This is a genomic window from Roseovarius litoreus (genome assembly GCF_900142765.1).
Taxonomy (GTDB): Bacteria; Pseudomonadota; Alphaproteobacteria; order Rhodobacterales; family Rhodobacteraceae; genus Roseovarius; species Roseovarius litoreus.
Window position 1 is genome coordinate 105,175 of record NZ_FRCB01000007.1, and the last position, 24,018, is coordinate 129,192.

Below are 24,018 nucleotides of genomic sequence, written 5' to 3' on the forward strand. Positions count from 1 at the left end.
AACGCCATGGCCCGACCCTGATGCAGCCGTCGAGGCGATTTGTGCTGGTCCCGACGATCCGGAGGGGCCGACATCAAAAAGGCACAAGAGGCATGAGCATACATGGTTTTGATCACCCCGGACGCAGGCCCCACGGGCCTGACCACGTCCATCGACTCGCTGGAGCGACAATTGTCGGACATGCGGGGCGAGCTGCAGAAACTCTACGATCGGATTCAAGACGGCGATCTTGAGAACCTGAAAAACGCGAACCGGGCCACGGCGGAAATCCGGCAATGGCTGAAGATCGCGATTGAAGCGGAGGTACATCTTGAAAAACGCAGAAAACACGAAAAGGGCATCGTCAACGACTACGCGCTCGACCTTTCCGAAGCACGGGCTTCGGTTTGCGGCCGGTTGGATCGTCTCAGAAGGGCAAGATGCCCAGGACGCGTTTATCGAAAGTCTCGCTGAGGGGGAGCTGATGGCGCTGCCCTTCCTGTTCGAGTTCTGGGCGCTGGAGCATCAGTTGCCGCCCGAGGGGGATTGGCGCAACTGGGTGATCCTTGGCGGGCGGGGCGCGGGCAAGACGCGGGCCGGTGCGGAATGGGTGCGCGCGCAGGTCGAGGGCGCGCGACCGCTGAGCGAGGGCCTGTGCCGGCGCATGGCGCTGGTGGGCGAGACGATAGACCAGGTGCGCGAGGTGATGATTTTCGGCGAAAGCGGGATCATGGCCTGTTCGCCGCCCGACCGCAGGCCCGACTGGCAGGCGACGCGCAAGCGGCTTGTCTGGCCCAATGGGGCTGTGGCGCAGGCGTTTTCGGCGCATGAGCCCGAGGCGCTCAGGGGGCCGCAATTCGACGGGGCCTGGGTGGATGAGATGGCCAAGTGGAAAAAGGCGCGCGACACGTGGGACATGCTGCAATTCGGGCTGCGGCTGGGGGATCATCCGCAGGTCTGCATCACCACGACGCCGCGCAATGTGGGGGTGCTCAAGGACCTGCTGGAGCAAAAGAGCACCGTGGTCACCAGCGCCCCGACCGAGGCGAACCGGGCGTTTCTGGCGCAATCCTTCCTTGAGGAGGTGCGCGCGCGCTATGCGGGGACACGGCTGGGGCGGCAGGAATTGGACGGTGTGCTGCTGTCGGAGGCCGAGGGCGCGCTGTGGAGCAATCGCGGGATCGAGGCCTGCCGGGTCGACACTCTGCCGGAACTGGATCGGATCGTGGTGGCGATCGATCCGCCGGTGACCGGACGGGCGGGATCGGATGAATGCGGGATCGTGGTGGCGGGGGCCGTGACACGCGGCCCGGTGCAGGATTGGCGGGCCTATGTGCTGGCGGATTGCTCGGTGGGGGCGGCAAGGCCGCTCAGCTGGGCCAATGCGGCGATTTCCGCGATGGAGCACTGGGGGGCGGACCGGCTGGTGGCCGAGGTCAACCAGGGCGGGGACATGGTGGCGCAGGTGATCCGGCAGGTGGACCCGCTGGTGCCCGTGAAAGCGGTGCATGCACGGCGCGGCAAGGTGACGAGGGCCGAGCCTGTGGCGGCGCTTTACGAGCAGGGGCGGGTGCATCATCTGCGGGGGCTGGGCACGCTGGAGGACCAGATGTGCGCGATGACGGCGCGCGGCTTCGAGGGCAAGGGCAGCCCTGACCGGGTGGATGCGCTGGTCTGGGCGTTGACCGAGTTGATGATCGAGCCGGCGGCGCATTGGCGGCGGCCACAGGTGCGCGCGGTCTGATTTACTTTTGTTAAACCTTTCGCGGTCTGATGCCCCGCATGTGATGCGACAAGGCGGCGGGCCGAGCCAAGGAGATGAGCCGAGATGATACTGGATTTCTTCCGACAGGGGAGTGCTGCGGCGCAGGAAGCCGGCGCGCCTGAGCGCAAGGCGAGTGCGGCGGGGCGGGTTGCGGCCTGGCAGGGCATGGGTCTTGGCAGGGTTGTCTGGAGCCCGAGGGACAGCGCCACGCTGACACGCACCGGCTTTGCCGGGAACCCGGTCGGGTTTCGCTGTGTGAAAATGCTGGCCGAGGCGGCGGCATCGTTGCCGCTGGTGGTGGAGATGGATGAGGCGCGCTTTGCCAAGCATCCGTTGATCGACCTGATCGCGCGGCCCAACCCGGCGCAGGGGCGCGCGGCGCTGCTGGAGGCGCTTTACGGGCAGTTGCTGTTGACCGGCAATGCCTATCTCGAGGCGGTGGCGGGCGAGGCCGGTGGCGTGCCGGGGGAGCTGCATGTGCTGCGCTCGGACCGGATGAGTGTCATTCCCGGCGCGGATGGCTGGCCTGTGGGGTATGAATATGCCGTGGGCGGGCGCAAGCACCGGTTCGGGGCCGAGGCGATCTGTCATCTGAAGTCGTTCCATCCGCAGGATGACCATTACGGGCTGTCGGCCTTGCAGGCGGCGGCACAGGCGGTGGATGTGCATAATGCGGCCAGCCGGTGGTCGAAGGCGCTTTTGGACAATGCGGCAAGGCCCTCGGGCGCGATCGTCTATCGCGGGGCCGAGGGGCAGGGCGCGCTGAGTGCGGATCAGTATGACCGGCTGGTGTCGGAGATGGAGACGCATCATCAGGGGGCGCGCAATGCGGGCCGGCCCATGCTGCTGGAGGGGGGGCTGGACTGGAAGCCGATGGGGTTCAGCCCGTCGGATATGGAGTTCCAGCAGACCAAGGAGGCCGCGGCGCGCGAGATCGCGCTGGCCTTCGGGGTGCCGCCGATGCTCTTGGGGATACCGGGGGATGCGACCTATGCCAATTACCAGGAGGCGCATCGCGCGTTCTACAGGCTGAGCGTGCTGCCGATGGTGTCGCGGGTGGCGGCGGGGATCGGCCATTGGCTGGCGGGGTTCACCGGCGAGCGGCTCGAGCTGCGTCCCGATCTGGACCAGGTGCCGGCGTTGGGTGCGGAGCGCGATGCGCAATGGGCACGGATCGCGGGGGCGGAGTTTCTGACCGAGGCGGAAAAGCGCCGGATGCTGGGGCTGCCTGCGCGGGAAACAGACGATGGGTGATCCCTATCTTCCGGAGCGCTACGGGTTCGAGGCGTTCGACTGTGCGCCGGCGCTGAGGCTGGAGGCGCATGAGAGGGTGGCCAAGCTGCAGCATGATGCGCTGCTGCACCGGCTGGAGAAGATCGAGGGCGCGCTGGAGCGGCTGGAGAAGCGGTTGTGGCTGGCGGTTTACGGCGTGGTGGGCGCGATCCTTGCGCAGGCGTTCCATCCGCTGCTGGCGGCGCTGCCATGAGGGGCGAGGCAATGACGGGTGAGCGAAGGATGAGTGACATGCAGGGCGACAGCGGGCTGGAACACAAGTTCTGCCGGATGGGCGAGGGCTTGAGCGTGACCGAGGGCACGCGGATCGAGGGCTATGCGAGCCTGTTCGGGGATCCGGACAGGGGCGGTGACGTGGTGGCGCCGGGCGCCTTCGCGGCCTCGTTGCAGCGGATGGCGAACGAGGGCCGGAGGGTGAGGATGCTCTGGCAGCACGACCCGGCCCAGCCGATCGGTATCTGGGACGAGGCGCGCGAGGATGCGCGCGGCTTGTGGGTGAAGGGCCGTCTGCTGGACGGTGTCGCCCGAGCGCGCGAGGCCGCGGCGCTGATCGAGGCGGGGGCGCTGGATGGTCTGTCCATCGGCTACCGCACGCTGCGCGCGGTCAAGACGGACAAGGGCCACAGGCTTTTGACGGAACTGGAGCTGTGGGAGGTGTCGCTGGTGACCTTCCCGATGCTGCCCAGTGCAAGGGTGGGGGCCAAGGGGGAGACCCCGCAAGATGACCCTGCCTTGCGTGACGTGGCGGCGATCTTCGAGGTCGCCCGCCAGGAGCTGGCGCGCCGGGACGACTGACGCGCCGAGGATCACCTCAAACAGACGGGATCAAGCGATGAGCAAGACCGAGGCGAAGGCTCGGACCGGGGAAGATGTGTCTCCGGTGGCCGAGGTGAAATCCGCCGTGGCGGGATTCATGACCGAGTTCATGGGCTTTCGGGCCGATATTCTGGAACGTTTCAAACAGCAGGACGACAAGATGACGAAGATGGAACGAAAATCACTGGCGCAGGCGCGCCCCATTCTGTCCGCCAGCGCCGAGAGCGCCGCGCCGCATGTGAAGGCGTTCGACGCCTATCTGCGCACGGGCGATGATGACGGGCTGCGCGGTCTGGAGCTGGACAGCAAGGCGATGTCGAGTGCGGTGGCGGGCGATGGCGGCTATCTGGTGGACCCGCAGACGGCAGAGACGATCCGCTCGACGCTGGCCTCGACCGCGTCGATCCGGGCGATCGCCAATGTGGTGCAGGTGGAGGCCACGTCCTTCGATGTGCTGATCGACCACACGGATGTGGGCCATGGCTGGGCCACCGAGAGCGGCGCCACCGCAGAGACCGGCACGCCCAGCATCGACCGGATCACCATTCCGCTGCACGAGTTGAGCGCCTTGCCGAAAGCCAGCCAGCGGCTGCTGGATGACAGCGCCTTCGACATCGAGGCCTGGCTGGCGGGGCGCATCGCCGACAAGTTCGCCCGCGCCGAGGCGGCGGCCTTTGTCGCAGGTGACGGGATCGACAAGCCCAAGGGTTTTCTGACCCATCCCGATGTGGACAATGATGTCTGGGTCTGGGGCAATCTGGGTTATGTGCCCACAGGGGCCGAGGGCGCCTTTGCGGGGGCCGAGGCGCTGATTGATCTGGTCTATGCGCTGGGTGCGCAATACCGCGCCAATGCGGTGTTCGTGATGAACTCGAAAACCGCCGGAACGGTGCGCAAGCTCAAGGATAATGACGGGCGGTTCCTGTGGTCCGACGGGCTGGCCGCCGGAGAGCCTGCACGGCTTCTGGGGTATCCGGTTCTGATTGCCGAGGACATGCCGGATGTCGCGGCAGGCGAGACGGCCATCGCCTTTGGCGATTTCGCCGCGGGCTATACCGTGGCCGAGCGCCCGGATCTGCGGGTGCTGCGCGATCCGTTCAGCGCCAAGCCGCATGTCCTGTTCTATGCGACCAAGCGCGTGGGCGGGGATGTGAGCGATTTCGCCGCGATCAAGCTGCTGAAATTCGCCGTCTCGTAAGGGATGCGCGGATGGGGGGCGGGCCGGACATGTGCCGGCCTGCCTCCGGGGCGTGCGCCGGAGTCCCCGAATGTGTTGTCCGGCTGCTCCCCCCTCCGGGCGGGCAATGGGGCGGCGCGCGCCTGAACGACGGGAGGGGGCCGGGATTTGTGGAGAAGGTCCATGATGTTGATTGAAGAAACCGGGGTGTCTCGGGATGCGTTGCCGCTGGCCGAGTTCAAGGCGCATCTGCGGCTGGGAACCGGATTTGCCGAAGAGGGTCTTCAGGAGCCTGTGCTGGAAAGCTTCCTGCGCGCGGCCATCGCCGCGATCGAGGCGCGGACCGGCAAGGTTCTGATCCGGCGGGTGTTTCACTGGACGCACTCGGAGTGGCGCGCGCCCGATGGCCAGCCGATGCCGGTGGCGCCGGTGACGGCGATCACGTCGCTGACCTTGCACAGCCGGGATGGCGATCACGAGGGGATCGGGCCTGCGTTCTACCGGCTCGAGACCGATGCGCATCGCCCGGTCCTGCGCCCGCAAGGCGCGATGCTGCCGGCGATCCCGCGCGGCGGCACGGCGGAGATCGTCTTTGAGGCGGGGTTTTCCGAAAACTGGGCCGGGTTGCCGGCGGATCTGGCGCAGGCGGTGCTGCTCTTGGCGGCGCACTACTATGAATATCGCGACGAGACCGCGCTGGGCGGGGGATGCATGCCTTTCGGGGTGTCGAGCCTGATCGAGCGCTATCGCACCGTGCGGCTGTTTCACGGAAGTGCGGGATGATGGGGCGGGTGCATCTGAACCGGCAACTGGTGCTGGAGGCGCCCGAGCGCGTGGCGGATGGCGCAGGCGGGTTCACCGAAGCCTGGATGGGCCTTGGCACGCTCTGGGCCGAGCTGGTGGCGCGCACCGGGCGAGAACGCAGCGGCGAAGGGGTGCCGGTTTCGGCCACGGGCTACCGGATCAGGGTGCGGGCGGCGCCCGAGGGTGCCGCGATGCGGCCCCGGCCCGGTCAGAGGTTTCGAGAGGGCACACGGGTGTTCCGCATCGAGGCGGTGGCCGAGCGCGATGCGGGCGCGAAATACCTGGTCTGCTTTGCCGAGGAAGAGGTGGCGCTATGAGCTATGCGGTGGCGGCGGCCTTGCAGGAGGCGGTTTATCAAAAGCTGGCGGGCGATGCGGCGCTGGCGGCGCTGGTCGGGGGCGCGATTTATGACACGCTGCCCGCGGGCGGCCTGCCGGAAACCTATGTGACGCTTGGACCCGAAGAGGTGCGCGCGCGCAGCGATGCGAGCGGCGGCGGTGCATGGCATCGGCTGACGGTGTCGGTGGTCACCTCGGCGGCGGGATTTCACGCGGCCAAGCAGGTGGCGGCGGCGGTGGGCGATGCGCTGGCGCAGGGCGGTCTGAGCCTGAGCCGGGGGCGTCTGGCGGGGCTGCATTTTTACCGCGCACGGGCACAGAGGGAAGGGACGGGCGCGCAGAGGCGGATCGACCTGACCTTTCGGGCGCGGGTGGAAGACACGGTTTAACCCCTTGATTTCATGGAGAGAGTGAAATGGCGGTACAGAATGGCAAGGACCTGTTGGTGAAGATCGACCTGACGGGGGATGGCAATTTCCAGACGGTGGCGGGGCTGCGCGCGACGCGGGTGAGTTTCAACGCCGAGAGCGTGGATGTCACCAGCCTTGAGTCGGGTGGCGGCTGGCGCGAGTTGCTGGGCGGTGCGGGTGTGAAATCGGCGGCGATCAGCGGCTCGGGGATTTTCCGTGATGCGGCCAGCGACGCGCGCGCACGGCAGATCTTCTTTGACGGGGAGGTGCCGGATTTCCAGGTGGTGATCCCGGATTTCGGCACGGTCGAGGGGCCGTTTCAGGTGACGGCGATCGAATATGCCGGGACGCATGACGGCGAGGCGACCTATGAGATGGCGCTGGCCTCGGCGGGGCAGCTGACCTTCACGGCGGCGTAGGCGCGATGGCGAACCCCTGGGCGGGCGAGGTGGCGCTGATGATCGACGGGCGGCGGCATGTGCTCAAGCTGACGCTGGGGGCGCTGGCGGAGCTGGAGGCGGAGCTGGAGAGCGGCTCGCTTGTCGATCTGGTGGCGCGCTTCGAGGGGGGGGCGCTGTCGAGCCGCGATGTGCTGCGGCTGATCGTGGCGGGGCTGCGCGGCGGGGGCTGGCGCGGCGATGCGGGTGATCTGCTGAGTGCCGAGATCGAGGGCGGGCCTTTGGGGGCGGCGAAGGCGGCGGCGGACTTGCTGGCGCGGGCCTTCATGGCGCCGGAGGTCGGCCCTTGAGCGGGGCGCGGGTGAACTGGCCTGCGCTGATGCGCGCGGGGCTGCGGGGGCTGGGCCTGCGCCCGGCGGAATTCTGGGCGCTGACGCCTGCCGAGCTGGAGCTGATGCTGGGCCGGGGGGGCGTCGTGGCGCCGCTGGCGCGGGCGCGGCTCGAGGCATTGCTGGAGGCTTATCCCGACGGGGCGGGCCGTGACGGGGCGGATAGAGAGCGAAAGGAGACGGGACATGGAAGGCATGGATGATCTGGATGCCCAGGTCGAGGCGCTGGATGACAGCCTTGGGCAGGCGACCGGGATGGCGGCGGCGTTCAACGCCGAGCTTGCCCGGGTGAGGGCGGGATTTGCCGGAGCCGGGCAGGATGCCGCGACGCTGGAGCGTGGCATGAGCCGGGGGCTGAGCCGGGCCATAAAGGGCGCCGTGGTCGAGGGCGACAGCCTGGCGCAATCGCTCGACAAGATGGCGAACACGATGATCACCACGGCGTTCAGCGCGGCGGTGAAGCCGGTGAGCGATCACGTGAGCGGCCTGCTGGCCGAGGGCGTGAGCGGGCTTTTGGGAGGGCTGTTGCCCTTCGCCAAGGGCGGCAGTTTCGCGCAAGGCCGGGTGCAGCCCTTTGCCAGCGGCGGCATCGTGAGCGGGCCGGTGGCCTTTCCGATGCGCGGCGGTACCGGGCTGATGGGCGAGGCCGGCCCCGAGGCGATCATGCCGCTGGCGCGCGGGCCTGACGGCAAGCTGGGAGTGCAGGCGCGCGGCGGCAGCGGTGCCGGGGGCGGGCGCGCGGTGCATGTGGTGATGAACATCTCGACGCCCGATGCGGAGGGCTTTCGCCGCTCGCAGGGGCAGATCGCCGCCGAACTGGGCCGGGTGATCGGCCGCGGCGGGCGCAATCGGTAATCATGGGGGACGAGGATCATGGGATTTCACGAGATACGCTTTCCCGCCAGCCTGAGCTTCGGGTCGGTCGGCGGGCCGGAGCGGCTGACGGATGTGGTCACGCTGGCCAATGGGTTCGAGGAGCGCAATACGCCCTGGCGCCATTCGCGCCGCCGCTATGATGCGGGCGTGGCGATGCGCGGGCTGGAGGATCTGGAGCGGCTGATCGCCTTTTTCGAGGCGCGGCAGGGGCGCATCCACGGGTTTCGCTGGAAGGATTGGAGCGATTACAAGTCCGGCGCCGCGAAGGCCGAGCCCGATTTCGGGGATCAGGTGATCGGCTATGGTGACGATGTGACGGCGCAGATCGCGCTGAGCAAGACCTATCGCTCGGGCGAGCAGAGCTACCTTCGGCCCATCACCAAGCCCGTCAAGGGCAGTGTCCGGATCGGGCTGGATGGCGATGTGCAGCAGGAGGGTATCCATTTCGAAGTGGACAGCACCACGGGGCTGGTCACCTTCGAGCATCCGCCCAATGCCGGGGTGGAGATCACCGCGGGCTACGAGTTCGATGTGCCGGTGCGCTTCGATACGGACAGTATCCAGATCAGCATGGCGAGTTTCCAGGCCGGTGAAGTGCCGAGCGTGCCGGTGGTGGAGCTGCGGCTGTGAGCGGGCTGGATGCAGGGCTGAAGGCCCATCTGGAGACCGGCGTGACCACCACCTGCAGGGCCTGGGCGCTGAGCCGGCGCGACGGTGTGGTGATGGGCTTCACCGATCATGACGCGCCGCTGAGTTTCGAGGGGATCACCTTTCGCGCCGATACCGGGATGAGCGCGCTGGCGCTGCAGCAAAGCACGGGGCTGTCGGTGGACAATACCGAGGCGCTTGGCGCGCTGAGCGATGCGGCGATCCGCGAAGAGGATATCGAGGCGGGCCGCTATGACGGGGCCGAGGTGCGCGCCTGGCTGGTCAACTGGGCCGATGTCGAGCAGCGCCATCTGCAGTTTCGCGGCACGATCGGAGAGCTGCGCCGCGCGGGCGGCGCGTTTCAGGCCGAGCTGCGCGGATTGACCGATTTGCTGAATGTGCCGATGGGGCGGGTCTATCAGGCGCCGTGCAGCGCGGTGCTGGGGGATGCGGCCTGCGGGCTTGATCTGACGGCGGGCTGGAGCGTGGAGACGGTGCTGGCCGAGGGGGACGACCGCCGGGTGCTGCGCTGCGAGGGGCTTGAGGGGCAGGCGCCGGGCTGGTTCCGTCATGGTGTTGTGAAGATGATGGGCGGGCAGGCCCAGGGGCTGAGTGGGCTGATCAAGGAAGACCGGCTTGAGAGCGGTCTAAGGGTGATCGAGCTGTGGCATCCGCTGCGCGCGGCGGTCGCGGCGGGAGACGCGCTGCGACTGACGGCGGGCTGTGACAAGCGGTCGGACACCTGCCGGGTGAAGTTCGCGAACCTGCTGAATTTCCAAGGCTTTCCGGATATTCCGGGCGATGACTGGTCGATCAGCGATCCGATGCGGGCGGGGAGCCGGAACGGCGGGAGCAGGCGCGCATGAGCGGCGCGCGCGAGGATGTCGTGGCAGCCGCACGCGGCTGGATCGGAACGCCCTACCGGCATCAGGCAAGCTGCCGGGGCGCGGGGGCCGATTGCCTTGGGCTGATCCGGGGTGTGTGGCGCGAGGTGCTGGGGCCGGAGCCTGAACGCCCGCCGGCCTATAGCATGGACTGGTCCGAGCCTGCGCGCGACGAGGCGCTGTGGCACGCGGCGCTGAGGCATTTGCGACAAAAGCCGCTGACGGATGCGGCGGCGGGCGATGTGCTGCTGTTTCGGATGCGCGACGATGCGGTGGCCAAGCATCTGGGGATCGTCGGGCAGACCGGCGAGAGAGCCAGTTTCATACATGCGTATTCGGGTCACGCGGTGCTGGAAAGCCCGCTGACGCCGCCGTGGGAGCGGCGGATCGTGGCCCGTTTCGCCTTTCCTCTGGAGGTCTAGGACATGGCGACGATACTTCTTTCCGCGGCGGGCGCTGCGATCGGCGGCTCGGTTGGGGGCTCGGTTCTGGGGCTGTCGATGGCGGCGGTGGGCCGGTTCGCGGGGGCGGTCATCGGGCGCTCCATCGACCAGCGGCTGATGGGGCAGGGATCCGAGACGGTGGAGACCGGCCGGGTCAAGCGGCTGCGGCTGACGGGGGCGGGCGAGGGCGATGCCATCGCGCAGGTCTATGGCCGGATGCGGGTGTCGGGTCAGGTGATCTGGGCCACGGAATTTCTTGAGACGGTGTCCTATCACCTTGCCGGAGGCGGGGGCGGTGGCGGCGGCAAGGGGTCAAGGCGCAGCGCGCCGCAGTCGTTCCAGCGCGTGCACAGCTATTCGGTGAGCCTTGCGATTGCGCTGTGCGAGGGCGAGATCAGCCATGTGGGCCGGGTCTGGGCGGATGGGCAGGAAATCGGGCGCGACAGTCTGAACATGCGGGTCTACCGGGGCACGAAAGACCAGCGGCCCGATCCCAAGATCGAGGCGGTCGAGGGCGCAGGGCGGGTGCCGGCCTATCGCGGCACGGCCTATGTGTTGATCGAGGGGCTGGCGCTGGAGCGGTTCGGCAACCGGGTGCCGCAATTCAGCTTCGAGCTGTGCCGTCCCGCGCAGCCGGGCAGCCCCGGTCACGAGCTTGATCCGCCGTATGCGATGCGCGGTGTGGCGATCCTGCCGGGCAGCGGGGAATATACGCTGGCGATGCAGCCGGTGGAGATGAATTACGGGCCGGGATCGGGGCGGCTCATCAATGTCAACTCGCCCTCGGGCAAGGCGGATTTCGCCACCTCGCTGGATGAGTTGCAGGGCGAGTTGCCCGCCTGCCGCACGGCGTCGCTGATCGTGAGCTGGTTCGGGGACGATCTGCGCTGCGGGGTCTGCAGGATCAGGCCCAAGGTGGAGCAGGTGCAGTTCGACGCGCGAGGGATGCGGTGGATGGCGGGCGGGGCGACGCGCGCCACGGCGCAGCGGGTGGCGCTGGATGGTGCGGGGCGGCCTGTTTACGGCGGCACGCCTGCGGATGCGGCGGTGATCCAGGCGATCCAGGGGATGAAGGCGCGGGGCCTTGACGTGATGTATTACCCGTTCATCCTGATGGATCAGATGCCGGGCAATGGCCGACCCGATCCCTATAGCGATGCGCCCGATCAGCCGGTTCTGCCGTGGCGGGGAAGGATCACGAGTTCGGAGGCGCCGGGACGGCCCGGCAGCCCGGATGGGACTGCCGCAGCCGTGGCTGAGGTCGCGGCGTTTTTCGGCACGGCAAGTGCGGCGGATTTCCTGCGCGCGCCTGAGGTGCAGGAGGCACCGCGGGTGCCGCGCCTGACCACCGAGAGCCTCGATTTCGGGCCGGAAACGCTGATATACGGGCCGGTCGAGGAGCCGCCTTCGAGCCCGGTGCATTACAGCGGGCCGGATGAGTGGGGGTATCGGCGGTTCATCCTGCATCAGGCGGCGCTGTGCCGGGCGGCGGGGGGTGTGGAAAGCTTCTGCATCGGGTCGGAAATGCGCGGGCTGACGCAGATCCGGGGCGGCGGCAACAGCTTTCCGGTAGTGGCGCAGATGATCGCGCTGGCCGCAGAGGTGCGCATCTTGCTCGGCCCGCATGTCAAGATCAGCTATGCCGCCGACTGGTCGGAATATTTCGGCTATCAGCCGGGCAATGGCGACCGGTTCTTTCATCTCGATCCGCTCTGGTCCGATCCCAACATCGATTTCATCGGCATCGACAATTACATGCCGCTGAGCGACTGGCGCGAGGGGCATGACCATCTGGATGCCGGCGCGTGGGACACGATCTATGATCTGGACTATCTCAAGGCCAATGTCGCTGGCGGCGAGGGGTATGATTGGTATTATGCCTCGGATGCGGCGCGCGCGGCGCAGATCCGCACCCCGATCACCGATGAGGACCATGGCGAGCCGTGGGTCTGGCGCTACAAGGATATCCGCAACTGGTGGGAGAACACCCATCACGAGCGGGTGGACGGCGTGCGATCGGGGCTTCCCACGGGATGGGTGCCGCGCTCCAAGCCGATCCGCTTCACGGAATATGGCTGTGCGGCGCTGGACCGCGCGACCAACCAGCCCAATAAGTTTCTCGATCAGAAATCCTCGGAATCGCGGTTGCCTTATCATTCCGACGGACGACGCGACGATCTGATCCAGATGCAATATCTGCGGGCGATGGCCGGATACTGGACCGATCCGGCCAACAATCCCGTATCGCCTGTCTATGAGGGGGCGATGGTGGATTGGGATCACGCCTGTGCCTGGGCCTGGGATGCGCGGCCGTTTCCGTTCTTTCCCAACAATGGCGCCCTGTGGAGCGATGGCGCCAATTACGCCCGGGGTCATTGGCTGAACGGGCGGATGTCGGCGCGGCGGCTGGCCTCGGTGGTCGACGAGGTGACGGCGCGCGCCGGTCTGAGGCATGGCGACACCGAGGGGCTGCACGGGTATGTGCGCGGCTATCTGGTGGACGAGGTGGGCGAGGGGCGCAGCACCCTGCAACCGCTGATGCTGCGCTATGGGTTCGATGCGATCGAGCGCGATGGGCGGCTTTTGTTCCGGCTGCGCGACGGGCGGGCCGATCATCGGCTGGAGCCGGAGCGTCTGGTACGTGATCCCGAGATGGACGGGGTGCTGGAGCAGACCCGCGCCAGCGAGGTCGAATTGGCCGGTCGGGTGCGGCTGCGCTTTGTCGAAGCCGATGCGGATTACGACGTGATCGCCGAGGAGGCGATCTTGCCGGACGAGGCAAGCCGGGGGGTCTCGAGCTCGGAGATGGCGCTGTCGATGACGCGCGGGGAGGGGCGCCAGACGGTGGAACGCTGGCTGTCGGATGCGCGCATGGCCACCGATACGCTGCGCCTTGCGCTGCCGCCATCGCGGCTGGAGGCCGGTGCGGGGGATGTGATCGTCTTGCCCGAGATGGGAGGCGACGGGTATTTCCGGATCGACCGGGTCGAGCAGATGGGGCTGGCGCAACGGATCGACGCGGTGCGGATCGTGCCCGAAACCAGCCCTGTGCCCGATTTCGAGACCGAAGGACCGCGCACGCGCAGCTTTGTGGCGGCGGCGTCGGTCACGCCGTTTTTCCTTGATCTGCCGCTGATGAGCGGGGACGAGGTGCCTCATGCGCCGCATCTTGCGGTGACGGCGGAGCCCTGGCCCGGTGCTGCGGCGCTGTATGCGGCGGATGCGGATGCGGATTATGCGCTGAACACGCTTCTGGAGGCCCGCACGCCCGTGGGCGTGACCGCGTCACCGCTGGCACCCGCGCCCATGGGCCGGATCGACCGGGGCGAGGGGCTGGTCGTCAGGATGCTGAGTGGCGGGCTGCAAAGCGTGGATGATCCCGCATTTCTCGGGGGGGCCAATCTATGCGCCATCGGGGACGGGACGCCGGATGGCTGGGAGCTTTTCCAGTTCCGCGATGCCGAGTTGATCGGCGAGGACACCTATGTTCTGCGCCACCGGCTGCGCGGGCAATTGGGCACCGAAGGGGCGATGGCCGCACCCTGGCCCGTCGGCGCCTTCGTGGTGCGGCTGGATGGCAGCGCGCGGCAGATCACCCTTCCCGAGGCCAAGCGCGGTCTTGCGCGCTTCTACCGGATCGGACCAGCAGAGCGCGCGATTGACGATCCCTCGTATCGCGGGGCGCGGATTGCCTTTGACGGCCTGGGGCTGCGGCCCTTGTCGCCGGTGCATCTGCGGCTCGAGGGGCTGGCCGGGCAGGACCGGCGGCTGACCTGGATCCGGCGCACGCGGATTGGCGGGGACAGGTGGGATGGCCCCGAGGTGCCGCTTGGCGAAGAGGTGGAACGCTATGTCGTGAAGGTCCTGCAGGGGGATGCCGTGCGGCGCGAATAGACGGTGGCGGCACCGGAATGGAGCTATGGCGTAGCCGCGCAGGCGCAGGATGGGATCACGGGCGCGTTCGAGCTGCAGGTGGCGCAGGTCTCGGGGCTGTTCGGGGAAGGCGCGGTGGCGCGGCTGGTCGTTGCGGAGTGACCGGGCGCGCGGCAAGGGGCATTGAGGACGACGGCGATATTCCTGTCGGTGATGACTGCCATGACAGCTTTGCGTTTTGCCAAACGCGCCTATCTGGTATACTCGAGCCGAAAACAGGAGCCTGATCATGGTGAAAACCCACGCGAAACTGGCCGAGCTGGACCCTGTCTGGGGCCGTATCCGGGCCGAAGCACAGGAAGCGATCGATCACGAGCCGTTGCTGGGCGGGGTGATTCATTCGTCGATCCTGCATCACAAGACGCTTGAATCGGCGCTGGCCTACCGGATTTCGCTGAAGCTTGCCTCGACCGAGATGCCCGAGCAGATCTTGCGCGAGATCTGCGATGCCGCCTATGCGGGCGACAGATCGCTGTCGGTGGCCGCGCGGGCCGATATCGTGGCGGTGCATGATCGCGATCCGGCCTGTGACCGGTTCATCCAGCCGATGCTGTTTTTCAAGGGGTTTCAGGCCATTCAAGCCTATCGCGTGTCGCATTGGCTGTGGGTGGAAGGGCGCCGGGACATGGCGCGGTTCTTCCAGATGCGGGCTTCGGAGGTGTTCGGGGTGGATGTGCACCCGGCGGCCCGTCTGGGCAAGGGGATCATGATCGACCACGCGCATTCCATCGTGATCGGCGAGACGGCGACGGTGGGCGACAATGTGTCGATGCTGCATTCGGTGACGCTTGGCGGGACCGGCAAGGAAGAGGAAGACCGCCACCCCAAGATCGGGGACGGCGTGCTGATCGGGGCGGGCGCCAAGGTTCTGGGAAATATCCGTGTGGGCAATTGCTCACGGATCGCGGCGGGATCGGTGGTGCTGCAGGAGGTGCCGCCCTGCAAGACCGTGGCGGGCGTGCCGGCCAAGATCGTGGGCGAGGCGGGCTGCGATCAGCCCTCGGTCAGCATGGATCAGTTGCTGGGCACCAAAGGGTCCGAGTGACGGGCGGTCCACGAAACAACACTTAATGCAGTGCATGAAAAACCCCGGAGAAGCGATTGCTTTTCCGGGGTTTTTTTATGGTTCGACTTCTGCCTATGCCAGCATGACCAGCGGGTTTTCGAGATTGTAGACGATGTGCTGGAGAAGCTCGGCGCCCAGTGCCCCGTCGATCACCCGGTGATCTACGCTGAGTGTCACCGACATGACCGTGGCCACCGAAAGCTCGCCATCCTTGCCGACAACGGGTTTCTTGATGCCCGCGCCGACCGCAAGGATCGCACCATGCGGCGGGTTGATGACGGCGTCGAAATTCTCGATGCCGAACATCCCCAGATTGGAGATCGCGAAGGTGCCGCCCTGATATTCCTCGGGCGAGAGCTTGCGGTCACGGGCGCGCTTGGCGAGATCCTTCATCTCGGCGGAGAGGGCCGACAGGGATTTCGCCTCGGCATCCTTGAGAACCGGGGTGAACAGCCCGCCTTCGATGGCGACGGCAACGGCCACGTCCGAGGGTGTGAGTTTCAGAACGCGGTCACCGGCCCAGACGGCATTGGCATCCGGCACGGCCTGCAGCGCCAGGGCACAGGCCTTGATGATGAAATCATTGACGCTGAGTTTGACGCCGCGCTCTTCGAGCTGTGCGTTCAACTCGCCCCGGAACTTCAGCAGCGCATCCAGACGGATGTCGCGACGCAGGTAGAAATGCGGAACGGTCTGCTTGGCCTCGGTCAGGCGGGCGGCGATCGTCTTGCGCATCCCGTCGAGCTTGACCTCGGTATAGGCGCGGTCCTTGTACATGGCGGCGACCGCATCGGCCGAGGGGCCTGTGGGTGCCACCGGAGCGGCCTGCTTCGCGGCGGTGGAGGCGGCGGCAGGCGTTTCGACGGCAGCGGCTGTGCCGGCCTTGGCGCCTTCGACATCTGCCTTGACGATGCGGCCATGCGGGCCGGAGCCCTTGATCTGCGCAAGATCCACACCCTTGTCGGCAGCGATCCGGCGGGCGAGGGGCGAGGCGAAGATACGGTTGCCACCGTCGTCTTGCGGCGCGGCTGGTGCCTTGGCGTCCGATGCTTTCGCCGCGGGTGCGCCCTTGCCCGAGCCTTCGCCGGCCGTCTGTGCGGGCGCGGCGGCTTTGGCGGCGTCATCCGGGCTGTTCGAGGAGGCGGCGCTGTCGATGTCATCGGCGCTTTCGCCCTCGTCCAGAAGGATGGCGATGGGGGTGTTGACCTTCACGCCCTCGGTGCCTTCGGCGATCAGGATCTTGCCGATGGTGCCATCATCCACGGCTTCGAATTCCATGGTGGCCTTGTCGGTTTCGATTTCGGCCAGCAGGTCGCCGGAGCTGACCTCGTCGCCTTCCTTGACCAGCCATTTCGCCAGCGTGCCCTCTTCCATCGTGGGCGACAGGGCGGGCATGAGTATTTCGGTTGGCATCGCTCTTGTCTCCTTAACGGTAGGTGACCGTGCGCACGGCCTCGATCACCTCGGCGGTGGAGGTCAGCGCCAGTTTTTCGAGATTGGCGGCATAGGGCATCGGCACGTCCTTGCCGGTGCAATTGATGACCGGCGCATCCAGATAGTCGAACGCGCGTTCCATCAGCGTGGCAGAGATGTGGTTTCCGATCGATGCCACGGGCCAGCCTTCTTCGACGGTCACGCAGCGGTTGGTTTTCATGACCGAGGCGATGACGGTGTCGTAATCCAGCGGGCGCAGCGTGCGCAGATCGATCACCTCGGCGCTGATGCCATCCTCGGCCAGTTTCTCGGCGGCTTCGATGGCATAGGTCATGCCGATCCCGAAGCTGACGATGGTGACATCCGTGCCTTCGCGCCAGATGCGCGCCTTGCCGAAGGGGATCGTGAAATCGTCCATCACCGGAACCTCGAAGCTCTTGCCGTAGAGGATCTCGTTTTCAAGGAACACGACCGGGTTGGGATCGCGGATCGCGGATTTCAGCAGGCCCTTGGCGTCGGAGGCCGAATAGGGCTGCACCACCTTTAGGCCCGGAATATGGGCATACCATGCCGCGTAATCCTGACTGTGCTGTGCGCCCACGCGCGCCGCCGCCCCGTTGGGGCCGCGGAACACCATCGGGCACCCCATCTGACCGCCGGACATATAGAGCGTCTTGGCGGCGGAGTTGATGATCTGGTCGATGGCCTGCATGCCGAAATTCCAGGTCATGAACTCCACGACCGGGCGCAGGCCGCCAAAGGCCGCGCCGACCCCGATCCCGGCAAAGCCATGTTCGGTGATCGGCGTGTCGATCACGCGTTTGGAGCCGAATTCATCCAGCAGCCCTTGGGTGATCTTGTAGGCGCCTTCGTATTCCGCGACTTCCTCGCCCATGATGAACACGGTGGGATCGGCGCGCATCTCTTCGGCCAGCGCGGCGTTGATCGCCTCGCGCACGGTCTGCTTGCGGGTCTCGGTGCCTTCGGGCCAATCGGGCGAGCGATCCGGCTGCGGGGCGTCGGGGGCCTTGGCCTTGGCCGGCGCGGCCTGGCTGGGGGCGTCGGCGTCGGTGTCGCTGGTGGCCTGCGGGGCAGGGGAGGCTGCGGCACTCTCGATGTCATCGGCACTTTCACCGTCTTCCAGAAGCACGGCGATCGGGGTATTGACCTTCACGCCCTCGGTGCCTTCGGCGATCAGGATCTTGCCGATGGTGCCTTCGTCGACCGCTTCGAATTCCATCGTGGCCTTGTCGGTCTCGATCTCTGCGATGATGTCGCCGCTGGACACCTCGTCGCCTTCCTTGACCAGCCATTTGGCCAGCGTGCCTTCTTCCATCGTGGGGGAGAGGGCGGGCATGAGAATTTCTGTCGCCATGGTCGTCACTCCTCCTCAGGCGTTCTGCGGGGCGACATCGGCATAGATGTCGGTCCAGAGTTCTGCGGGATCGGGTTCGGGGCTGTCCTTCGAGAATTCGGCCGCCTCGTTCACGATGGCCTTGATCTCCTTGTCGATCGCCTTGAGATCGTCTTCGGTCGCGTGCTTGCCCGACAGAAGCAGGTCGCGCACATGTTCGATGGCGTCCTTTTCCTCGCGCATTTTCTGGACTTCCTCGCGGGTGCGGTACTTGGCCGGGTCCGACATCGAATGGCCGCGATAGCGGTATGTCTTGATTTCGAGGATATAAGGCCCCTTGCCGGAGCGGCAGTGCGCCACCGCCTTCTGCCCCGCGTCGCGCACGGCCAGAACATCCATTCCGTCCACCGCCTCGCCGGGAATGCCGAATGCGGCGCCGCGGGTGTAGATATCCGGCGTCGAGGTCGAGCGTTTCTGCGACGTGCCCATGGCGTATTGGTTGTTCTCGATCACGAAGATCACCGGCAATTGCCACAAGGCCGCCATGTTGAAGGTCTCATAGACCTGGCCCTGGTTGGCCGCACCGTCGCCGAAATAGGTATAGGTCACCCGATCATTGCCGAGATATTTGTCGGCAAAGGCCAGCCCCGCCCCAAGCGGCACGTTGGCCCCGACGATGCCATGCCCGCCATAGAAGTGCTTTTCCTTCGAGAACATGTGCATCGATCCGCCCTTGCCGCGCGAATATCCGCCCTCGCGACCGGTGAGTTCGGCCATGACGCCCTTGGGATCCATTCCGCAGGCGAGCATGTGGCCGTGGTCGCGATAGGTGGTGATGCGCTTGTCGCCCTCTTCGGCGGTGGCCTCGAGCCCGACGACAACGGCTTCCTGACCGATATAGAGATGGCAGAACCCACCGATCAGGCCCATGCCATAAAGCTGGCCCGCCTTTTCTTCGAATCGCCGGATCAGAAGCATGTCGCGGTAATACTGTTTCAGCTCATCGGCGGAAACATTTGGTTTTGCTTGGGTTTTTCTGGCAGACATGCCGCATCTCCCCTTTGCGGATGATAATAGTTTAGCGTTAAACTATTTATATCCCAAGCGGGGCCGCAGTGATAGGGCAAATTTTGCAGGGTGGTTGGGCGGCGATGTGCGGTCCCCGCCCTTCAGCGAATGACGATCTCGTCGGGGCGCAGCAGGCCCAGCACATCGCGGGCCTGTTGATCCAGCAGGTCGGTATCCAGGAAATCGTCCGACAGCCGCCGGGTCAGGTTTTCCATCCGTGCCACCTGCACCGACAGATCCTTCAGCTGTGCGCGCAGCGCGTCGGATTCGGCATCGATCTCGGCGCGGCGGAAGAGGCCATAATCCCCCTGCACCGCGGCAAAAGTGAAATAGGCGCCCAAGCCGAAGGCGATCAATGAATAAATGAAAAGCCCCATCTGGGGTCGTATGCGCTGTGACATGGATGCCGTTGCTCTGCCTTTTGTGCCGCCTCTGACGGGCGGTCTGCAACTACCATGCCACAAGTGATTCGCTTTGTGAATCCCCTTTCCACGTTGTGCCTGCTGCGTCATAAACTCACCTTTAAGGAGAACCGCCATGCCCAACCTGCCGCCAAACGCTCATCTGCCCGGCCATGAGGTCACCAACCAGCCCGAACCGCGGGGCGATCTGGCGCTCTGGGGCGATGACCCGGCGCTGCAGGGCCATGCCGCTGCCGCAGGCGCGCAGCTTGGCGCGCTCGAAAGCTATGCCGCCACCATCGGCACCGCCGAGATGCAGGAGGCTGGACGTCTGGCCAACCGGCATCCGCCCGAACTTCTGGCCTTCGATGCCGGTGGGCGGCGTCTGGATGAGGTGCGCTATCACCCCGATTACCACCGGTTGCTCGAGACCGGGCTGAGCGCGGGCTATGCGGCCATCCCCTGGGAAGGAGGGGCGGGCGGTCATGCCACCCATGCCGCGATGGTCTATCTCACCACGCAGATCGAACCGGGTGTATGCTGCCCGATGACCATGACCTATGCCGCGGTGCCCGCGCTGAAGGCCGATGCCGATCTCTTCGCGGCCTGGGTGCCCAAGCTGATCGCGCGGGCCTATGACGGTGCGGTGCGGCCGATGACGCGCAAACCGGGCCTGACCATGGGGATGGCAATGACCGAGAAACAGGGCGGGTCGGATCTGCGCGCCACGGTCACCCGGGCCGTGCCCGATGGCGATGCCTACAGGCTGACAGGGCATAAATGGTTCTGCTCGGCGCCGATGTCGGACGGGTTTCTGACGCTGGCGCAGGCGCCGGGCGGGCTGACCTGTTTCGTTGTTCCGCGCTGGCTCGACCATGGGCGCAACGTGATCCGTCTGCAGCGGCTCAAGGACAAGCTGGGCAACCGGGCCAATGCCTCGGCCGAGATCGAGTATGACGGCGCGCTGGCCTATCGCCTTGGTCCCGAGGGCGAGGGCATCCGCACCATCATCGAAATGGTCCATCACACAAGGCTCGATACAGCCATGGCGCCCGCCGGTCTGATGCGCGCGGCGCTCGATCGCGCGGCCCATTGGGCGCGCCATCGCAGCGCCTTCGAGGCGCGCCTGATCGACCAGCCGCTGATGCGCACGGTCCTTGCCGATCTGGCGCTCGATTGGGAGGGAACACTGGCCCTTAGCCTGCGCGTCGCCCGCGCCTTCGACAGCCCGTCCGAGCCCGAGCGCGCCTTCGCCCGGCTTGCCGTGGCGCTGGCAAAATATCTCGGCAACAAGCTCTGCCCCGGCCTTGTCTACGAGGCGATGGAGGCGATCGGCGGCGCGGGCTATGTCGAAGACAGCGGCCTGCCGCTTTTCTATCGTGAAGCCCCGCTCAACGGAATCTGGGAAGGATCGGGCAATGTCATCTGCCTCGATATCCTGCGCACCCTGCGTCGCGCGCCGCTGGCCGGTGAGGTTCTGAGCGCCGAGCTTGGCGCAGTCAGCGGGCAATATCGTCGCTACGATGCGGCCCTGCGCGCGCATATGGACCGTTTTCCCAAATTGCCCGACCCGCGCGAGGCGCGTTGGTATGCCGAAAGCCTCGGCACCCTGCTCACCGCCTCGGTGCTGATGCAGAACGCCCCGCCCGCCATCGCCGAAGCCTATATCGCCACGCGCCTTTCAGGCGCGCGCGGTCGCACGGCGGGCACCATCGGTGCGGTCGACGAGACGGCGATCCTGTCCCGCCTCGGCGGTCTGACCTGCTGAACAACTCGCCCCCGCCGGTTTCTTCTGGCCTCAAATATCCCCGCCGGAGGCATCCCGCCCGCGCAGATCCGCGCCCCACCGGATCCACCGCGCATCCGGCGCGTCCCGCCCCCGAGGGCAATCCAGCCGACCAACACCTGCCTGATCCTTGAGCGGCTTTGACATCCGCCTGCCGGAAAGCGAAAAATCCTGTCGCAAACCAAAAGGACTTTTGCATCGCCGCGACCAATGATGTCGTGAACCGGCGGCACAAAAGCCCTGCGCCACGTCAGGGTCAGGCCAGAACAGTCAAGGGACCGAAAATGAAAACCCATGCACAGGCCGTCGTGATCGGCGGGGGCGTCATCGGATGCTCGATTCTCTACCATCTGACCAAGCTGGGCTGGAGCGATGTCGTCCTTCTGGAGCGCGACGAGCTGACCAGTGGCTCGACCTGGCACGCCGCCGCCAATATCCACGGCCTGCATGACAGCGCGAATATCTCTCGGCTGCAGCATTACACGATGAACCTCTACAAGGAGCTTGAGACCGAAACCGGCCAGTCCTGCGGCGTGTTCCAGCCCGGCAGCCTGTATCTGGCGCAGACCGAAGCGCGCGAGCATCAGCTGCGCCTGCAGGCCGCCAAGGCGCAGCTTTACGGGATGAACTTCTCCGAGATCACCCGCGAGGAGGCCGAGGAAAAGCATCCCCTGGTCAATTTCGACGGGATCCGCTGCATCATGTGGGAACCCGATGGCGGCAATGTGGACCCTTCGGGCGTGACCAACGCCTATGCCATGGGCGCGCGCCAGCGCGGCGCGGAGATCAACCGCTTCACGCCCGTGACAGCCACCCGGCAAAAGCCCGACGGCACCTGGATCGTCGAGACGCCGAAGGGCAATATCGAAACCCAATGGGTGATCAACGCCGCCGGTCTGTGGGGGCGCGAAGTGGCCAAGCTTGCGGGCATCGAAGTGCCGCTGCAACCCACCGAACACCAGTATTTCGTGACCGAAACCATCCCCGAGATCGAGGCGATTGGCCGCCGCCTGCCATCGGTCGCGGATCGTGACGGCGAATATTACCTGCGCCAGGAAGGCAAGGGCCTGCTGATCGGGGCCTATGAACGCGACATGAAATTCTGGGCCGAGGATGGCACGCCGCTGGATTTCGCGCATGATCTTTTCCCCGACGATCTGGAACGGATCATGGAAAACGTGATGCGTGCCATGGACCGGGTGCCAGTCGCCGCAGAGGCCGGGGTCAAGCGGGTCATCAATGGCCCGATGATCTGGTCGCCCGACAGCAACGTGATCCTTGGCCCGGTGCCGGAATTGAAGAATTATTTCATGTGCGGCGGCATCATCCCCGGCTTCAGCCAGTCGGCCGGGATGGGGCTGATGGTGGCCCAGTGGATCATCGAAGGCGAGATGCAATACGACATGTTCCCATGGGACGTCGCACGCTTTGGCCTGTGGGCCAATGACCGCAAGTTCGTCATGGCCAAGGTCGAGGATGTCTATGCCCACCGCTTCGCCATCCATTACCCCAACGAGGAACGCGCCGCGGGCCGCCCGCTGCGCACGCGCCCCGTCTATCAGATGCAAAAGGACATGGGCGCGGTGTTCGGCCTCAATTATGGCTGGGAACATCCCCAGTGGTTCGCCGATGCGCCGGGAACAAGTGACACCAACGGCTTCACCCGGCAGAACTGGTGGGAACCGGTGGGCGCGGAATGCCGGATGCTGCGCGACCGTGCGGGTATCATCGATATCTCGAACTTCGCCAAATACCGGGTCAAGGGACCGGGGGCCGAAGACTGGCTGAACGCCGTTTTCGCCAACCGGATGCCGAAATCCGTGGGCCGGTCATGCCTCACCCCGCTGATCTCGGTGCGCGGCGGGATCGCGGGTGACGCCACCGTGACGCGCACCGCGGAGGACGAGTTCTGGGTCGTGTCCTCGGGCATGGCCGAGCGCTACCACAAGCGCTTCTTCGACATGGTGCCGCTGCCCGAAGCAACCACGTTCGAAAGCATGACCGAGGCCATGTGCGGCTTCAACGTGGCCGGGCCGAAATCGCGCGAACTTTTGCAGCGCCTGACGAACGCGTCGCTCGCCACCGAGGATTTCCCGTTCATGCGCTCGCAGCGCATCGAGTTGGGCGGGGTCGATTGCCTGGCCTTGCGCGTCAGCTTCACCGGTGATCTGGGCTGGGAGCTGCATTGCGCCGCGCAGGATCAGGCGCAGCTTTACGCCGCACTTCTCGAGGCGGGCAAGGCCTTCGGTGCAGGGCCGGTGGGCGCCCGCGCGCTGATGTCGATGCGCGTCGAAAAGGGCTATGGCTCGTGGTCGCGCGAATACAGTCCCGAATACTGGCCGCAAGAGGTGGGGCTGGCGGCGCTGTGCAAGATGGACAAGGACTTCCTGCACAAATCCGCGCTCGAGACGGTGCTGGCCAAGACCCCGCGCGAGGAGCTCGTTCTGATCCATATCGACGAGGCGGATGTGACCGCGTCGAATGCCGATGCCACGGGCGGCGAGCCGATCTTCTGTCGGGGCAAACCGGTGGGGCGCGTCACCTCGGGGACCTATGGCTATACCGTCGGCATGAGCCTTGCGCTTGGCTATGTCCGCCACGGTCAGGCCGCCCCCGGCGATGAGGTCGAGGTCATGGTGCTGGGTCGTCCGCACAAGGGCCGGATCCTGCATGAGCCGCCCTTCGATCCCAAGGGCGAGGTCTTGCGGGCGTAAGCCACCCCGTGGCGGGCGCCGGGGGACCAGCCCCCCGGACCC

At 66.2% G+C, this 24,018-nt stretch carries 23 protein-coding genes and 1 pseudogene; 20 read left to right on the forward strand and 4 right to left on the reverse strand.

Going from position 1 to position 24,018, the window contains the following annotated elements:
• The first annotated feature begins 102 nt into the window (after window positions 1-102).
• From F3H35_RS13870 to cysE, 18 genes and pseudogenes are all read left to right on the forward strand, one after another.
• On the forward strand, window positions 103-453 hold the full coding sequence (locus F3H35_RS13870; RefSeq protein ID WP_149780150.1) for a hypothetical protein: 351 nt from the start codon (window positions 103-105) through the stop codon (window positions 451-453).
• A 10-nt stretch (window positions 454-463) separates the two neighbouring features.
• Complete coding sequence (locus F3H35_RS13875) at window positions 464-1,723, forward strand: DNA-packaging protein (protein ID WP_149780151.1); 1,260 nt, start codon at window positions 464-466, stop codon at window positions 1,721-1,723.
• Between the two features lie 84 nt (window positions 1,724-1,807).
• Window positions 1,808-2,998, forward strand: coding sequence for a phage portal protein (locus tag F3H35_RS13880; RefSeq protein WP_149780152.1), 1,191 nt, complete (start codon window positions 1,808-1,810; stop codon window positions 2,996-2,998).
• The gene (locus F3H35_RS13885) at window positions 2,991-3,230 is read left to right on the forward strand and encodes a GTA head formation protein, RCAP_rcc01685 family (protein WP_007813563.1); all 240 of its coding nucleotides are present in this window, start codon (window positions 2,991-2,993) and stop codon (window positions 3,228-3,230) included. The genes F3H35_RS13880 and F3H35_RS13885 overlap by 8 nt, the downstream gene beginning before the upstream one ends.
• 38 nt (window positions 3,231-3,268) lie before the next feature.
• Window positions 3,269-3,832 (forward strand): HK97 family phage prohead protease, encoded by a 564-nt coding sequence (locus F3H35_RS13890; protein WP_149780153.1) that lies wholly within the window; start codon window positions 3,269-3,271, stop codon window positions 3,830-3,832.
• A 37-nt stretch (window positions 3,833-3,869) separates the two neighbouring features.
• Window positions 3,870-5,051, forward strand: a complete 1,182-nt coding sequence (locus F3H35_RS13895; RefSeq protein ID WP_149780154.1) for a phage major capsid protein — start codon at window positions 3,870-3,872, stop codon at window positions 5,049-5,051.
• A 162-nt stretch (window positions 5,052-5,213) separates the two neighbouring features.
• Complete coding sequence (locus F3H35_RS13900) at window positions 5,214-5,813, forward strand: head-tail connector protein (RefSeq protein ID WP_149780155.1); 600 nt, start codon at window positions 5,214-5,216, stop codon at window positions 5,811-5,813.
• Window positions 5,813-6,151, forward strand: a complete 339-nt coding sequence (locus tag F3H35_RS13905) for a head-tail adaptor protein (protein WP_394852318.1) — start codon at window positions 5,813-5,815, stop codon at window positions 6,149-6,151. The genes F3H35_RS13900 and F3H35_RS13905 overlap by 1 nt, the downstream gene beginning before the upstream one ends.
• Window positions 6,148-6,561, forward strand: coding sequence for a DUF3168 domain-containing protein (locus F3H35_RS13910; RefSeq protein ID WP_149780157.1), 414 nt, complete (start codon window positions 6,148-6,150; stop codon window positions 6,559-6,561). The genes F3H35_RS13905 and F3H35_RS13910 overlap by 4 nt, the downstream gene beginning before the upstream one ends.
• A 26-nt stretch (window positions 6,562-6,587) precedes the next feature.
• On the forward strand, window positions 6,588-7,001 hold the full coding sequence (locus F3H35_RS13915; RefSeq protein WP_007813552.1) for a phage major tail protein, TP901-1 family: 414 nt from the start codon (window positions 6,588-6,590) through the stop codon (window positions 6,999-7,001).
• A 5-nt stretch (window positions 7,002-7,006) separates the two neighbouring features.
• On the forward strand, window positions 7,007-7,330 hold the full coding sequence (locus tag F3H35_RS13920; protein WP_149780158.1) for a gene transfer agent family protein: 324 nt from the start codon (window positions 7,007-7,009) through the stop codon (window positions 7,328-7,330).
• 29 nt (window positions 7,331-7,359) lie between these two features.
• Window positions 7,360-7,572 (forward strand): rcc01693 family protein, encoded by a 213-nt coding sequence (locus tag F3H35_RS13925; protein WP_149780239.1) that lies wholly within the window; start codon window positions 7,360-7,362, stop codon window positions 7,570-7,572.
• A complete protein-coding gene (locus F3H35_RS13930; protein WP_149780159.1) occupies window positions 7,556-8,224 on the forward strand; it encodes a phage tail tape measure protein in 669 nt (222 codons plus the stop codon). Before F3H35_RS13925 ends, F3H35_RS13930 begins: the two co-directional genes overlap by 17 nt.
• Before the next feature lie 18 nt (window positions 8,225-8,242).
• Complete coding sequence (locus tag F3H35_RS13935; RefSeq protein ID WP_149780160.1) at window positions 8,243-8,875, forward strand: DUF2460 domain-containing protein; 633 nt, start codon at window positions 8,243-8,245, stop codon at window positions 8,873-8,875.
• Entirely contained in the window at window positions 8,872-9,759 is an 888-nt protein-coding gene (locus tag F3H35_RS13940) for a DUF2163 domain-containing protein (protein ID WP_149780161.1), read from the forward strand. The genes F3H35_RS13935 and F3H35_RS13940 overlap by 4 nt, the downstream gene beginning before the upstream one ends.
• Window positions 9,756-10,199: an NlpC/P60 family protein gene (locus F3H35_RS13945; protein WP_149780162.1), complete on the forward strand. Its 444-nt coding sequence runs from the start codon at window positions 9,756-9,758 to the stop codon at window positions 10,197-10,199. Before F3H35_RS13940 ends, F3H35_RS13945 begins: the two co-directional genes overlap by 4 nt.
• Window positions 10,200-10,202: 3 nt before the next feature.
• A pseudogene (locus F3H35_RS13950) lies at window positions 10,203-14,255 on the forward strand (baseplate multidomain protein megatron).
• 127 nt (window positions 14,256-14,382) lie between these two features.
• Window positions 14,383-15,198, forward strand: a complete 816-nt coding sequence (gene cysE / locus F3H35_RS13955; RefSeq protein WP_149780163.1) for a serine O-acetyltransferase — start codon at window positions 14,383-14,385, stop codon at window positions 15,196-15,198.
• A gap of 93 nt (window positions 15,199-15,291) precedes the next feature.
• Here the strand turns inward: cysE and F3H35_RS13960 are convergent, their stop codons facing one another.
• The 4 genes from F3H35_RS13960 to F3H35_RS13975 form a co-directional block, all read right to left on the reverse strand.
• Window positions 15,292-16,632 (reverse strand): pyruvate dehydrogenase complex dihydrolipoamide acetyltransferase, encoded by a 1,341-nt coding sequence (locus F3H35_RS13960; protein ID WP_149780164.1) that lies wholly within the window; start codon window positions 16,630-16,632, stop codon window positions 15,292-15,294.
• Window positions 16,633-16,645: 13 nt separating this feature from the next.
• Window positions 16,646-18,028, reverse strand: coding sequence for a pyruvate dehydrogenase complex E1 component subunit beta (locus F3H35_RS13965; RefSeq protein ID WP_149780165.1), 1,383 nt, complete (start codon window positions 18,026-18,028; stop codon window positions 16,646-16,648).
• 15 nt (window positions 18,029-18,043) lie between these two features.
• On the reverse strand, window positions 18,044-19,054 hold the full coding sequence (gene pdhA / locus F3H35_RS13970; protein WP_149780166.1) for a pyruvate dehydrogenase (acetyl-transferring) E1 component subunit alpha: 1,011 nt from the start codon (window positions 19,052-19,054) through the stop codon (window positions 18,044-18,046).
• A 122-nt stretch (window positions 19,055-19,176) separates the two neighbouring features.
• The gene (locus F3H35_RS13975) at window positions 19,177-19,476 is read right to left on the reverse strand and encodes an FtsB family cell division protein (protein WP_149780167.1); all 300 of its coding nucleotides are present in this window, start codon (window positions 19,474-19,476) and stop codon (window positions 19,177-19,179) included.
• A gap of 136 nt (window positions 19,477-19,612) precedes the next feature.
• On the opposite strand from F3H35_RS13975, the gene F3H35_RS13980 reads away from it, so the two are divergent.
• Window positions 19,613-21,244 carry an acyl-CoA dehydrogenase family protein gene (locus F3H35_RS13980; RefSeq protein ID WP_149780168.1) on the forward strand — a complete coding sequence of 544 codons (1,632 nt, stop codon included), beginning with the start codon at window positions 19,613-19,615 and terminating at the stop codon, window positions 21,242-21,244.
• A 302-nt stretch (window positions 21,245-21,546) separates the two neighbouring features.
• Window positions 21,547-23,976 carry a GcvT family protein gene (locus F3H35_RS13985; RefSeq protein WP_149780169.1) on the forward strand — a complete coding sequence of 810 codons (2,430 nt, stop codon included), beginning with the start codon at window positions 21,547-21,549 and terminating at the stop codon, window positions 23,974-23,976.
• Window positions 23,977-24,018: the final 42 nt, after the last annotated feature.

Coding starts and splice junctions, on each gene's coding strand:
- F3H35_RS13870 (WP_149780150.1), top strand. CDS start 103: ATGGTTTTGATCACCCCGGACGCAGGCCCCACGGGCCTGACCACGTCC.
- F3H35_RS13875 (WP_149780151.1), top strand. CDS start 464: ATGGCGCTGCCCTTCCTGTTCGAGTTCTGGGCGCTGGAGCATCAGTTG.
- F3H35_RS13880 (WP_149780152.1), top strand. CDS start 1,808: ATGATACTGGATTTCTTCCGACAGGGGAGTGCTGCGGCGCAGGAAGCC.
- F3H35_RS13885 (WP_007813563.1), top strand. CDS start 2,991: ATGGGTGATCCCTATCTTCCGGAGCGCTACGGGTTCGAGGCGTTCGAC.
- F3H35_RS13890 (WP_149780153.1), top strand. CDS start 3,269: ATGCAGGGCGACAGCGGGCTGGAACACAAGTTCTGCCGGATGGGCGAG.
- F3H35_RS13895 (WP_149780154.1), top strand. CDS start 3,870: ATGAGCAAGACCGAGGCGAAGGCTCGGACCGGGGAAGATGTGTCTCCG.
- F3H35_RS13900 (WP_149780155.1), top strand. CDS start 5,214: ATGATGTTGATTGAAGAAACCGGGGTGTCTCGGGATGCGTTGCCGCTG.
- F3H35_RS13905 (WP_394852318.1), top strand. CDS start 5,813: ATGGGGCGGGTGCATCTGAACCGGCAACTGGTGCTGGAGGCGCCCGAG.
- F3H35_RS13910 (WP_149780157.1), top strand. CDS start 6,148: ATGAGCTATGCGGTGGCGGCGGCCTTGCAGGAGGCGGTTTATCAAAAG.
- F3H35_RS13915 (WP_007813552.1), top strand. CDS start 6,588: ATGGCGGTACAGAATGGCAAGGACCTGTTGGTGAAGATCGACCTGACG.
- F3H35_RS13920 (WP_149780158.1), top strand. CDS start 7,007: ATGGCGAACCCCTGGGCGGGCGAGGTGGCGCTGATGATCGACGGGCGG.
- F3H35_RS13925 (WP_149780239.1), top strand. CDS start 7,360: ATGCGCGCGGGGCTGCGGGGGCTGGGCCTGCGCCCGGCGGAATTCTGG.
- F3H35_RS13930 (WP_149780159.1), top strand. CDS start 7,556: ATGGAAGGCATGGATGATCTGGATGCCCAGGTCGAGGCGCTGGATGAC.
- F3H35_RS13935 (WP_149780160.1), top strand. CDS start 8,243: ATGGGATTTCACGAGATACGCTTTCCCGCCAGCCTGAGCTTCGGGTCG.
- F3H35_RS13945 (WP_149780162.1), top strand. CDS start 9,756: ATGAGCGGCGCGCGCGAGGATGTCGTGGCAGCCGCACGCGGCTGGATC.
- cysE (WP_149780163.1), top strand. CDS start 14,383: ATGGTGAAAACCCACGCGAAACTGGCCGAGCTGGACCCTGTCTGGGGC.
- F3H35_RS13960 (WP_149780164.1), bottom strand. CDS start 16,632: ATGCCAACCGAAATACTCATGCCCGCCCTGTCGCCCACGATGGAAGAG.
- F3H35_RS13965 (WP_149780165.1), bottom strand. CDS start 18,028: ATGGCGACAGAAATTCTCATGCCCGCCCTCTCCCCCACGATGGAAGAA.
- pdhA (WP_149780166.1), bottom strand. CDS start 19,054: ATGTCTGCCAGAAAAACCCAAGCAAAACCAAATGTTTCCGCCGATGAG.
- F3H35_RS13975 (WP_149780167.1), bottom strand. CDS start 19,476: ATGTCACAGCGCATACGACCCCAGATGGGGCTTTTCATTTATTCATTG.
- F3H35_RS13980 (WP_149780168.1), top strand. CDS start 19,613: ATGCCCAACCTGCCGCCAAACGCTCATCTGCCCGGCCATGAGGTCACC.
- F3H35_RS13985 (WP_149780169.1), top strand. CDS start 21,547: ATGAAAACCCATGCACAGGCCGTCGTGATCGGCGGGGGCGTCATCGGA.